This is a genomic window from Kitasatospora indigofera (genome assembly GCF_014655955.1).
In the GTDB taxonomy this organism is placed as follows: domain Bacteria; phylum Actinomycetota; class Actinomycetes; order Streptomycetales; family Streptomycetaceae; genus Kitasatospora; species Kitasatospora indigofera.
In genome coordinates, this window is sequence record NZ_BNBO01000003.1 from 148,151 (window position 1) to 160,481 (window position 12,331).

8 protein-coding genes are annotated in these 12,331 nt (G+C 72.3%); 6 read left to right on the forward strand and 2 right to left on the reverse strand.

The features are described 5' to 3' along the window. Window positions 1-36: 36 nt before the first annotated feature. From IE329_RS04425 to IE329_RS04450, 6 genes are all read left to right on the forward strand, one after another. Entirely contained in the window at window positions 37-1,167 is a 1,131-nt protein-coding gene (locus IE329_RS04425) for a sensor histidine kinase (protein ID WP_190209457.1), read from the forward strand. Window positions 1,168-1,495: 328 nt separating this feature from the next. Beyond that, window positions 1,496-5,281, forward strand: coding sequence for a multifunctional oxoglutarate decarboxylase/oxoglutarate dehydrogenase thiamine pyrophosphate-binding subunit/dihydrolipoyllysine-residue succinyltransferase subunit (locus tag IE329_RS04430; RefSeq protein WP_190209458.1), 3,786 nt, complete (start codon window positions 1,496-1,498; stop codon window positions 5,279-5,281). A gap of 224 nt (window positions 5,282-5,505) precedes the next feature. Next, window positions 5,506-7,455 carry a serine/threonine protein kinase gene (locus IE329_RS04435; RefSeq protein ID WP_190209459.1) on the forward strand — a complete coding sequence of 650 codons (1,950 nt, stop codon included), beginning with the start codon at window positions 5,506-5,508 and terminating at the stop codon, window positions 7,453-7,455. Between the two features lie 78 nt (window positions 7,456-7,533). Continuing rightward, entirely contained in the window at window positions 7,534-7,713 is a 180-nt protein-coding gene (locus IE329_RS04440; RefSeq protein ID WP_073926358.1) for a DUF6104 family protein, read from the forward strand. A 263-nt stretch (window positions 7,714-7,976) separates the two neighbouring features. Further along, complete coding sequence (locus tag IE329_RS04445) at window positions 7,977-8,873, forward strand: DUF4097 family beta strand repeat-containing protein (RefSeq protein WP_190209460.1); 897 nt, start codon at window positions 7,977-7,979, stop codon at window positions 8,871-8,873. Between the two features lies 1 nt (window position 8,874). Continuing rightward, complete coding sequence (locus IE329_RS04450) at window positions 8,875-9,933, forward strand: PadR family transcriptional regulator (RefSeq protein WP_190209461.1); 1,059 nt, start codon at window positions 8,875-8,877, stop codon at window positions 9,931-9,933. A 95-nt stretch (window positions 9,934-10,028) separates the two neighbouring features. Here the strand turns inward: IE329_RS04450 and IE329_RS04455 are convergent, their stop codons facing one another. Together IE329_RS04455 and IE329_RS04460 are read right to left on the reverse strand one after the other, a co-directional pair. Continuing rightward, the gene (locus IE329_RS04455) at window positions 10,029-10,991 is read right to left on the reverse strand and encodes a zinc-binding dehydrogenase (RefSeq protein WP_190209462.1); all 963 of its coding nucleotides are present in this window, start codon (window positions 10,989-10,991) and stop codon (window positions 10,029-10,031) included. A gap of 124 nt (window positions 10,992-11,115) precedes the next feature. Then, window positions 11,116-12,312 (reverse strand): NAD(P)-dependent malic enzyme, encoded by a 1,197-nt coding sequence (locus IE329_RS04460; RefSeq protein WP_190209463.1) that lies wholly within the window; start codon window positions 12,310-12,312, stop codon window positions 11,116-11,118. Between the last annotated feature and the right edge of the window lie 19 nt (window positions 12,313-12,331).

Sequence of the window (12,331 nt, forward strand, 5' to 3'; positions counted from 1 at the left end):
CACACGGGGGGCTCGCGGGGATCAGTCAGGGGACTCATGACCTTTCCACAGCAACGCAACGGGGACACCGACACCACCCGGCCGCCGACTCTGGCCGCCCGGGCGGCACGCCGCGTCTGGGCCGACATCCGCCCGCTGGACCCGGTGCGCTCGATCAAGGGCAAGCTCGCCCTGCTCGTCATCGTCTCGGTCTTCCTGGCCAGCGGCATGGTCGTGGTCGCGATCCGGTCGGAGACCCAGATCCGGATCATCATGATCTTCTCGATGATCGCCTCCCTGCTCTTCATGCAGTTCCTCGCGCACGGGCTGACCGCCCCGCTGCGCGACATGACGCTCGCCGCCCGCGAGATGGCCGGCGGCGACTACAGCCGCCGGGTCGAGGTGTCCTCCCGCGACGAGATCGGCGAGCTGGCCGCGACCTTCAACCAGATGGCCGCCGACCTGGAGGCCGCCGACCGGCACCGCCGCGAGCTGGTCGCCAACGTCTCGCACGAGCTGCGCACGCCGATCGCCGCGCTGCGCGCCGTCCTGGAGAACGTGGTCGACGGCGTGGTGCAGCCGAACCCGGCCACCCTGGGCGCGGCCCTGGAGCAGACCGAACGCCTCGGCCGGCTGGTCACCCACCTGCTGGACCTCTCCAAGCTGGACGGCGGCGTGGTGCCGCTGGACGCCCGCCCGTTCGAGGTGCGGACCTTCCTGGACGGGGTGCTGCGCGGGGTCACGGTGGACGGCGCGACGGCCGGCGGGGCGTTCTCCCGCCGCGGCGACGTCCGGCTGGCGCTGGAGGTGCGGCCGTCCGGACTGACCGGCGTGGCGGACCCGGAGCGGCTCCACCAGGTGGTCGCCAACCTGGTCGACAACGCCTGCAAGCACTCCCCGCCCGGCGGCACCGTGACGGTCCGGGCCCGGCCGTCGGCGGACCCGGGCGGCCTGCTGCTGGAGGTCGAGGACGAGGGGCCGGGGATCCCGCTGCAGGACCGCAGCCGGGTCTTCGAGCGGTTCAGCCGCAGCGGCGCCGCCACGGCGCAGGGGCCGGGCAGCGACGGCGGCACCGGCCTGGGCCTGGCGATCGCCCGCTGGGCGGTGGACCTGCACGGCGGGCAGATCGAGGTGGCGGAGGCGGCCCGCGGCTGCCGGATCGAGGTCCGGCTGCCCGGGCAGCGCTAGGCGGGACCGCTCCGCTCCCCCGCGGGGAGCAAGCGGGCAACTGTCACACAATCGGGACAGAGCCTCCGGGCTCGTGCGGCTGTCCGCCATACGGACAGCCGCACTCCCGGTTTTGTCCGGTTTTACTGGGGTAAGACCACTGATCGGAACCGATCGCTTCCCCTGACCATGGAACTTCTAACGCACTTTTTCGGCCAAATTGCAGGTCATGACTGTGATCTGGGTGACGCCTGGGCTGTTGGGACTACGCGATCACTGGTCAGGGGCGTAGCCTTAATCCCCGCTGTCCAACCATCCCAAAAGGAAGCGGAAGAGGGCGGTTGCCGCCGTGTCGCCACAGTCCCCTGAAACCCCCAACAGCTCGGCCCCACGCACTACGACGGAGCCCTCGGGCTTCGGCCCCAATGAGTGGCTCGTCGACGAGATCTACCAGCAGTACCTCCAGGATCCCAACTCGGTCGACCGAGCCTGGTGGGACTTTTTCGCCGACTACAAGCCCGGTACCGAGGTGACTCCAGTGACCCAGGCCGCGACCCAGGTCGGCCCCACGCCGACCCCCGTTGCCGCCCCTGCCCCTGCTGCCGTTCCGGCGGCGCCCGCGCCCGCTGCCCCGGCCGCTCAGGCGCCCGCGCCCGCTGCCCCGGCCGCTCAGGCGCCCGCGCAGCAGGCTCCCGCGCCGCTGGCCGCAGCACCGGCCGCTCCGCCGGCCCCCAAGGCCGCCGCCCCGGCCGCGGCCCCGGCCGCCACCACGGGTCCCGAGCTGATCCCGCTGCGCGGCCCGGCGAAGGCCGTCGCCACGAACATGGACGCCTCGCTGGAGGTGCCGACCGCGACCTCCGTGCGCGCCGTGCCCGCCAAGCTGCTGATCGACAACCGGATTGTCATCAACAACCACCTGCAGCGCGCCCGCGGTGGCAAGGTCTCCTTCACGCACCTGATCGGTTACGCCCTGGTGCAGGCCGTCAAGGCCAGCCCGGGCATGAACCACAGCTACCAGGTCAAGGACGGCAAGCCGTTCCTGGTGAAGCCGGACCACGTGAACCTGGGCCTGGCGATCGACCTGGTGAAGCCCAACGGCGACCGCCAGCTCGTGGTCGCGGCCATCAAGAAGGCCGAGACCCTCGACTTCTTCGGCTTCTGGCAGGCCTACGAGGACATCGTCCGCCGGGCCCGCGCCAACAAGCTCACGATGGACGACTTCACCGGCGTCACGGTCTCGCTGACCAACCCGGGCGGCATCGGCACCGTGCACTCCGTGCCGCGCCTGATGCAGAACCAGGGCACCATCGTCGGCGTCGGCGCGATGGAGTACCCGGCCGAGTTCCAGGGCTCGTCCCCGGACACCCTGGCCAAGCTGGGCATCTCCAAGATCATGACGCTCACCTCGACCTACGACCACCGGGTCATCCAGGGTGCGGCGTCCGGCGAGTTCCTGCGCACCATCCACCAGCTCCTGCTGGGTGAGCACGGCTTCTACGACGAGATCTTCGAGTCGCTGCGGATCCCGTACGAGCCGGTCCGCTGGGCGACCGACGTCGCCGCCACCCACGACGACGAGGTCAACAAGACCGCGCGCGTCATGGAGCTGATCCACTCCTACCGGGTCCGCGGCCACCTGATGGCCGACACCGACCCGCTGGAGTACAAGCAGCGCAAGCACCCCGACCTGGACGTCGTGGAGCACGGGCTGACCCTGTGGGACCTGGAGCGCGAGTTCGCCGTCGGCGGCTTCGGCGGCCAGAAGATGATGAAGCTCCGCGACATCCTCGGCCTGCTGCGCGCCTCGTACTGCCGCACCGTCGGCATCGAGTACATGCACATCCAGGACCCGAAGCAGCGCAAGTGGCTGCAGCAGCGCCTGGAGAAGCCGTACACCAAGCCGGAGCGCGAGGAGCAGCTGCGCATCCTGCGCCGGCTGAACTCGGCCGAGGCCTTCGAGACCTTCCTGCAGACGAAGTACGTCGGCCAGAAGCGCTTCTCGCTGGAGGGCGGCGAGTCGCTCATCCCGCTGCTGGACGCCACCATCGACGCCGCCGCCGAGCACCGCCTCGACGAGGCCGTGATCGGCATGGCCCACCGCGGCCGCCTCAACGTGCTGGCCAACATCGTCGGCAAGCCGTACGGCAAGATCTTCGGCGAGTTCGAGGGCAACCTCGACCCCAAGTCGATGCACGGCTCCGGCGACGTCAAGTACCACCTGGGCTCCGAGGGCACCTTCACCGGCCTCGACGGGGAGACCATCAAGGTCTCGCTGGCCGCGAACCCCTCCCACCTGGAGACGGTCGACCCGGTCGTCGAGGGCATCGCCCGCGCCAAGCAGGACGTCCTGGACCTGGCCGGCACCTCCTTCCCGGTGCTGCCGATCCAGATCCACGGCGACGCGGCCTTCGCGGGCCAGGGCGTGGTCGCGGAGACCCTGAACATGTCGCAGCTGCGCGGCTACCGCACCGGCGGCACCGTGCACGTCGTGGTGAACAACCAGGTCGGCTTCACCGCCGCCCCGGCGTCCTCGCGCTCCTCGATGTACTGCACCGACGTGGCCCGCATGATCGAGGCCCCGATCTTCCACGTGAACGGCGACGACCCGGAGGCCGTGGTCCGCGTCGCGCGCCTGGCCTTCGAGTTCCGCCAGGAGTTCCACAAGGACGTCGTGATCGACCTCATCTGCTACCGCCGCCGCGGTCACAACGAGGCCGACAACCCGTCGTTCACCCAGCCGCTGATGTACGACCTGATCGACAAGAAGCGCTCGGTGCGCAAGCTCTACACCGAGGGCCTGATCGGCCGTGGCGACATCACCATGGAAGAGGCGGAGCAGGCGCTCCAGGACTTCCAGGGCCAGCTGGAGAAGGTCTTCTCCGAGGTCCGCGACGCCGCGCAGACGCCGGTCTCGGCGGCCGGCGGCAAGCCGCAGGCCGACTTCCCGGTCAACATCCAGACCGGCATCTCCCAGGAGATGGTCAAGCGGATCGCCGCCTCGCAGGTCAACCTGCCGGACTGGCTGACCGTCCACCCGCGCCTGCTGCCGCAGCTGCAGCGCCGCGCGGCCTCGGTCGAGGACAACACCATCGACTGGGCCATGGGCGAGACGCTCGCCATCGGCTCGCTGCTGATGGAGGGCCACCCCGTCCGCCTCGCCGGCCAGGACAGCCGCCGCGGCACCTTCGGCCAGCGCCACGCGGTGCTGATCGACCGGGTCACCGGCGAGGACTACACCCCGCTGCTGTACCTGACCGAGGACCAGGCCCGCTACACCGTCTACGACAGCCTGCTGTCGGAGTACGCGGCGATGGGCTTCGAGTACGGCTACTCGCTGACCCGGCCGAACGCGCTGGTCATGTGGGAGGCCCAGTTCGGTGACTTCGTCAACGGCGCGCAGACCGTCGTCGACGAGTACATCGCCTCCGCCGAGCAGAAGTGGGGCCAGCACTCCGGCGTCACCCTGCTGCTGCCGCACGGCTACGAGGGCCAGGGACCGGACCACTCGTCCGCCCGTCCCGAGCGCTTCCTGCAGCTGTGCGCGCAGAACAACATGACGGTCGCGATGCCGACCCTGCCGTCGAACTACTTCCACCTGCTGCGCTGGCAGGCGCACAACCCGCACCACAAGCCGCTGATCGTCTTCACCCCGAAGTCGATGCTGCGTCTGAAGGCCGCGGCGAGTGCCACCGAGGAGTTCACCTCCGGCTCGTTCCGCCCGGTCATCGGTGACACCACCGTCGACCCGGCGAACGTCCGCAAGGTGGTCATCACGGCGGGCAAGTTCTACTACGACGTGGCGGCGGCCCGTGCCGAGCGCGGGGTCACCGACACCGCGATCGTCCGGGTCGAGCGGCTCTACCCGCTGCCGGTGGCCGAGCTCCAGGAGGAGCTGGGCCGGTACGGCGACGACGTCCAGTTCATCTGGGCGCAGGAGGAGCCGGCCAACCAGGGTGCCTGGCCGTTCATCGCGATGAACCTGGTCGACCACCTGCAGGTCGTCGTCGGCCGCAGCGCGGGCGGCGCCCGCCTGCGCCGCGTTGCCCGCACCGCCTCGTCCGCCCCGGCGGTCGGCTCGGCCAAGCGGCACGCCGCCGAGCAGCAGGCGCTGCTGGAGGAGATCTTCACCCTCTGACCCCGGTCGGCACGAAGGCCCGGCACCCGCACTCCCGTGCGGCTGCCGGGCCTTCGGCGTTTCCCCGACGTCTCGTCAAAGTCGCAGCTGTGCAACCAAATGGCCGACGGCTTGGGGTGCGGCCTGACGGGTCGATAGGTTATGGCCGTCACACCGCCGTCCGCGTGCCCGTCACACGCCAGGAGGCGGCCGAAGCTCAACGCTCGTACCAGGGGGACACCCGAATGACCGCCGACACTCCCCGGGACGCCGCCGTCCCGCCGCTCCCACCGATCTTCCAGCCGCTGCTGCCCGAGGACCCGCGCGAGGTCGGCGGCTACCGCCTGTTCGCCCGGCTGGGCGCCGGCGGCATGGGCCGGGTCTACCTGTCCTACACGCCCGGCGGCCGGCCGGTCGCACTGAAGGTGGTCCGCCCGGAGTTCGCCGAGGACGTGGAGTTCCGGCGCCGCTTCGCCCAGGAGGTCACCAACGCCCAGCGCATCCACGGGCTGTACACCGCCCAGGTGATCGACTCCGGGGTGGACGCCGACGCCCCCTGGCTGGTCACCGCGTACGTGCCGGGCCCCTCGCTGCAGCAGGTGATCCGCGAGCACGGCGCGCTGCCGGTGCGGACCGTCCTGCTGCTGATGGGCGGCATCGCCGAGGCGCTGCAGGCGATCCACAGCGTGGAGGTGGTGCACCGCGACCTCAAGCCCGCCAACGTGCTGGTGGCCGGCGACGGACCGCGAGTGATCGACTTCGGCATCGCCCGCGCCGCCGACGCGACCGCGCTGACCGGCACCGGGTTCCGGATCGGCTCCCCCGCCTTCATGGCGCCCGAGCAGGCCCAGGGGCGGGCGGTCACCCCGGCCACCGACATCTTCGCGCTCGGCGCGCTGGCCGCGTACGTGGCGGGCGGCATCCCGCCGTTCGGCGAGGGCCCGGAGACGGCGGTGCTGTACCGGGTGGTGCACGAGCCGCCGGAGCTGGACGCCGTCCCGGCCGACCTGCGCGAGCTGCTGATGCGCTGCCTGGCCAAGAACCCGGAGGACCGCCCGAGGCCCGCCGAAATCATCGAGATCGCCCGCAACCACCCGACGGTCGGCGGCCAGCTGCGGTTCGCCGACGACTGGCTGCCGAAGCAGATCAACACCGAGATCACCCGCCGCTCGGACCTGCCGAAGACCCCGCCGACCCCGCTGCCCGTGCCGCCGGCCACCGCCCCCTCCTTCGGGCCGCCGGCCACCGCGCCGTCCTTCCCCCCGCCGCCGGCGGGCGCCCCGGGCTTCGGGCCGCCCCCGGCGACGGCGCCGCAGCACCACCAGCAGACGCAGCCTCCGCAGCAGGGTTTCGTGCCGCCGCCGCTCGGCTCGTACGGCGTCCCGCAGCCGGCCAACGAGGCGCCGACCGGGCCGGTGCTGTCCTCGCCGCCCACCATGCAGCTGCACCAGCAGCCCTCGTTCGACACCCCGCCGCCCGGCCCGGTCGTCACGGACAGCGGGCCCGCCGCGCCGGAGCCGCGCCGCAAGGGCGTCTCGTGGAAGGCCCTGCTCGCCGTCGCCCTGGTGATGGCGGTCGGCGGGACGGCCGGCGGGGTGGTGCTGATGAAGAAGCTCGACGACGGCAAGAGCAAGAACAACACCGTCGCGAGCGGCGCCACGAACTCGCCGGCCGCCGACCCGAGCACCCCGCAGGCCGCCCCCACGCAGTCCGCCTCCGCCGCCCCGGCGGCCGGCGACAGCCCCTCGCCGTCGAAGGGCACCACGGCCGGCGCATCCAAGTCGCCGTCCGCCACCGCGAGCACCCCCCGCGGCGCGGCCGTCTACACCGCCGTCTACCAGGACCGCGAGCTCGGCACCCCGGACTACAACTACGGCTACGACCTGGCCGAGGGCAAGGTGGTGAACTCCTCCGCCAACCCGTCCTGGGAGCTGGAGACCGGCTACTCCTCCTTCTCGTGGAACGGCACCGACGCGTACATCACCCTGGACGCGCAGCTGACGCCGGAGCAGTGCTCGGCCGCCATCGACCGGCAGCCGACCGGGGCGCTGCGCTACGACGCGCTGCCGCCCGGCCGGATCTTCTGCCTGCGCCACCGCGCCAGCGGCAGCATCGTGATCGCCAAGGTGCTGACCCAGGGCAACTCCAACGGCGCCACCAAGCTCGCGATCACCTACTACCGCAACGACGGCTGACCGGCGGGACCGGGCCGGCGGCAGGCCGGCCCGGTCTATCCTGACCTGGTCGAAAATCCCACCGGACCGGAGCGCACCGTGTACTTCACCGACCGTGGCATCGAGGAGCTGGCGAGCCGGCGTGGCGACGAGGAGGTCACCTTCGAGTGGCTGGCCGAGCGCCTGCGCGAGTTCGTGGACCTCAACCCCGACTTCGAGATCCCGGTCGAGCGGCTGGCCACCTGGCTGGCCCGGCTCGACGACGAGGACGACGAGTAGGCACCACCGCACCGGCCACGGCTGGGACGAGAGGCCCGGGAGGCGACCGCCTCCCGGGCCTCCCGCATGTCGCGGGGGATCCCCGGACGGTTCCCGGGCCCGCCCCCGACCTGTCCCCGAGACCGTCCCCGAGGCCGTCCCTGAGGCCGTCCCTGGGTCCACCCCGGCTTCCCCGGGGCATGCTTGACTTCCCCGGCACGCGATATATCGTGTTCGACAAGGGAACGCGATACATCGCGAATCGCAACGGGAGGCGGCACACCATGAGCCAGTGGACGGTCAGCGAACCTGACAGGATCACCATCGACGAGCCGGTCGGCACCCTGCACGTGCGGATCATCGACGGCGCCGTGAACGTCGTCGCCGCCGAGGGCCCCGCCCGGCTGGAGGTCACCGAGCTGGAGGGCGAGCCGCTGCACGTCACCCTGGAGAACGGGGTGCTCACGGTGACCTACAAGAACCTCAACTGGGGCGAGCTCGGCGAGGCCGTGAAGTCCGTCCAGTCCGTCAAGGAGCTCTTCAGCTCGCTGCGCAGGAAGCGCCGGGCCGTGGTCTCGCTGGCCGTCCCGGCCGGCTCCGAGGTGAAGATCGGCACCGTCTCCGCGGACAGCACCGTCTCCGGCGTGGCCGGCCACGTCGCCGTGCACGGCGCCAGCGGCGCCACCACCCTGGTAGGCCTCTCCGGCCGTACCGAGGCCAACTCCGTCTCCGGGGACGTCGACGCCCAGTCCGTCTCCGGCGAGCTCAAGGTGAAGACCGTCTCCGGCGGGATCACCGTGGTGGCCGGCACCGCCGACCGGCTCTCCGCCAACTCGGTCAGCGGCGCCGTCACCCTCGACCTGGACGTGGAGACCCCGTCCGACATCAAGGTCAACACGGTCAGCGGCGCGGTCGGCGTCCGGCTGCCCTCGCTCGCCGACGCGAAGGTCGAGGCCGGCACCAACAGCGGCGACGTGTCCAGCACCTTCGAGCAGCTCAAGGTCAACGGCACCTGGGGGGCCAAGAAGCTCTCCGGCCAGCTCGGCGACGGCAAGGGCAGCCTTCAGGTGACCACGGTCTCCGGCGCCGTCACCGTGCTGCACCGTCCGGACACCGAGGACGAGGGCCCGGTCGTCGTCAAGGAGCTCCCGGCCGGCCCCGACCTCACCAAGGAGGCCTGAGATGACCCCCGTCTTCGGCCACGGCCGCCTGCGCCTGTACCTGCTCAAGCTGCTGGACGAGGCGCCCCGGCACGGCTACGAGGTGATCCGCCTGCTGGAGGAGCGCTTCGAGGGCTTGTACGCGCCCTCCGCCGGCACGGTGTACCCCCGGCTGGCGAAGCTGGAGCAGGAGGGCCTGGTCACCCACAGCACCGAGGGCGGCCGCAAGGTCTACCGGCTGACCGAGGCGGGCCGGGCCGAGCTGGCCTCCCGCCAGGGCGAGATCGCCGAGCTGGAGGTCGAGATCCGGGACTCGGTGGCGCAGCTGGCCGGCGCGATCCGCGAGGACGTCCGGGACAGCGCCAAGGACCTGCGCGAGGAGCTGTGGGGCGCGGCCAAGCAGGCCCCCCGGGCCGAGTCGTCCGCGGGCGGCGACCCGTGGGCCGGTCCGTGGGGCGACAAGGAGAGCTGGCAGCGGGCCAAGGAGGAGTTCGCCCAGTTCAAGGCGCAGGCCAAGGAGCAGGCCAAGCGCGCCAAGGAGCAGGAGAAGGCCGCCAAGGCGAAGGCGAAGGCCGCCGAGGAGGAGGCCCGCCGGTTGCGCGAGCAGTCCCGGGCCGCCCGCACCGCCGCCCAGCAGGAGGCGCTGCGGATCAAGCGCCGGGTCGAGCAGCAGGTCCGCGAGCACGCCGCGCGCGGGGACTGGCCGACCGGCCTGGCCGAGGGCATCTCGGAGCTGACGAAGGGCCTGGCCGGCCTGGCGGACGCCGCCAAGTGGGGCCACCCGGCCGCCGACGCCCCGGCGGGCGGCCCGGCCGCGGGCGAGGAGATCCGGGTCACCCGGATCGACCTCGACAAGGAGGACGCCGACGGCGGGTCCGCGACGGCTCCGGCCGACCTGCCCGGCTGGACGGCGACCGACCCGGCCGGTGATCCGGCGCGCGAGTTGGAGCGGCTGCTCGACCGGTTCCGCGACCAGGTCAGGGACGCCGCCCGGGACAGCGGTGTGACGGCGGGCCAGCTGGAGGGCGCCCGCGGCGCGCTGGCGGCGGCCGCCGAGCGGCTGCGCAGGCTGCTGGGCTGACCGTCCGTCGGCACCGGGCCCGGCACTCCCCTCGGGGTGCCGGGCCCGCCGCCGTCCACCGCGTCAGGGCCGGGGGACGCCGGCGCCCCGGCGCTTCACGGCGTCAGGACGATCTTGCCGAAGACGTCGCCCTTGGCCAGCCGGGCGAAGCCCTCCCGGGCGTCGGCCAGCGGGAGCACCGAGTCGATCACCGGCCGGACGCCGGAGTTGGCGCAGAGCGCCAGCAGCCCGGCCAGCTCCTCCTTGCTGCCCATGGTGGAGCCGACCACCTTGAGCTCCAGGAAGAAGATCCGGTTGAGTTCGGTGGCCTTGGGGTCGGCCCCCGAGGTGGCACCCGAGATGACGATCGTCCCGCCGGGGCGCAGCGACCTGACGGAGTGCGACCAGGTGGCCGCGCCGACCGTCTCCATCACGGCGTCCACCCGCTCGGGCAGCCGGGCGCCGCTCCCGAACGCCGCGTCGGCGCCCAGTTCGACCGCCCGGGCGCGCTTGGCCTCGTCCCGGCCGGTGACCCAGACCCGCAGCCCGGCGGCCTTGCCGAGCACCACCAGGGCGGTCGAGACGCCGCCGCCGGCCCCCTGCACCAGCACGGTGTCGCCGGGGCGCACCCCCGCGTTGGTGAAGAGCATCCGGTACGCCGTCAGCCAGGCGGTGGGCAGGCAGGCCGCCTCCGCGAAGGAGAGGGCGGCGGGCTTGGGCAGCAGGTTCCAGGTGGGGACGGCCACCTTCTGCGCGAAGGTGCCCTGGTAGCGCTCGGTCAGGATGGAGCGGGGTTCGGCCGGTCCGACGCCGTGGCCGCTCTGGCCGATCACGGAGTGGATGACCACCTCGTTGCCGTCCTCGTCGACACCCGCGGCGTCGCAGCCGAGGATCATCGGCAGCCGCTCGGCGGGCAGTCCGACCCCGCGCAGCGACCACAGGTCGTGGTGGTTGAGGGTGGCGGCACGGACCGTCACCACGCTCCAGCCGGGCCGGGCCTGCGGCTCGGGGAGGTCGCCGACCTCCAGTCCGCTCAGCGGGTCGTCGGCGTCGATACGTGCGGCGTAGGCAGCGAGCATGCCACGGACGATAGTCCTGGACGGCCGAGGCCCGGAACCACGCGACGGTGTGACCTCCACCGCGTGTCCCGGGCCCTCGAAAGCTGCTATCGGCGCGCCGCCGGCCGGACCGGCCGGACGGCTCCTAGCGGCGGGCGACGCCCTCGCGCCGGGCGGCCTCGGCCACCGCCTTGGTGACGGCCGGGGCGACCCGCTCGTCGAACGGCGACGGGATGACCTTCTGCGCCGTCAGCTCGTCGGCGACGACACCGGCCAGGGCCTGGGCGGCGGCCAGCTTCATGCCCTCGGTGATCCGGGTGGCCCGCACCTGGAGCGCACCGGCGAAGATGCCGGGGAAGGCCAGCACGTTGTTGATCTGGTTCGGGAAGTCGCTGCGGCCGGTGGCGACCACGGCGGCGTACTTGTGCGCGACCTCCGGGTGGATCTCCGGGGTGGGGTTGGCCATCGCGAAGATGAAGCAGCCCTCCGCCATGGTGGCGACGGCCTCCTCCGGCACGGTGCCGCCGGAGACGCCGATGAAGACGTCGGCGCCGTTCAGGGCGTCGGCGAGGGAGCCCTTGAGGCCGGCCTTGTTGGTGACGGCGGCGATCTCGGCCTTGACGTCGGTCAGGTCGCCCCGGCCGTCGTACACCACGCCGCGGCGGTCGCAGACGGAGACGTCGCCGATGCCGGCCGCCACCAGCATCTTGGCGATGGCGATGCCGGCCGCGCCGGCGCCGGAGATGACGGCCCGCAGGTCGCCGATCTCACGGCCGGTCACCTTGGCGGCGTTCCACAGGGCGGCGGTGGAGACGATCGCGGTGCCGTGCTGGTCGTCGTGGAAGATCGGGATGTCCAGGGCGTCCTGGAGCCGGCGCTCGATCTCGAAGCAGCGGGGGGCCGAGATGTCCTCCAGGTTGACGCCGCCGAAGGACGGCGCCATCCGGACCACGGTCTCGACGATCTCGTCCACGTCGGTGCAGGCCAGCGCGATCGGCACGGCGTCGACGCCGCCGAACTGCTTGAACAGGATGGCCTTGCCCTCCATCACGGGGAGCGAGGCCTCGGGGCCGATGTCGCCGAGCCCGAGCACCGCGGTGCCGTCGGTGACGACCGCGACCACGTTGGACTTCCAGGTGTAGTCGTTGACCAGCTCGGGCTGCTCCGCGATGGCGGTGCAGACCCGGGCGACACCCGGGGTGTAGGCGAGGGACAGATCGTCCGCGTCGCGCACCGGCACCGTTGCCCGGACCTCCATCTTGCCGCCGCGGTGGAGCGCGAAAACGGCGTCGACGGGGTCGACGGTGTCCTGGGTGTTGGGGTGGATGATCTCCGCTGCCACGATGACCTCTTCGTCATTG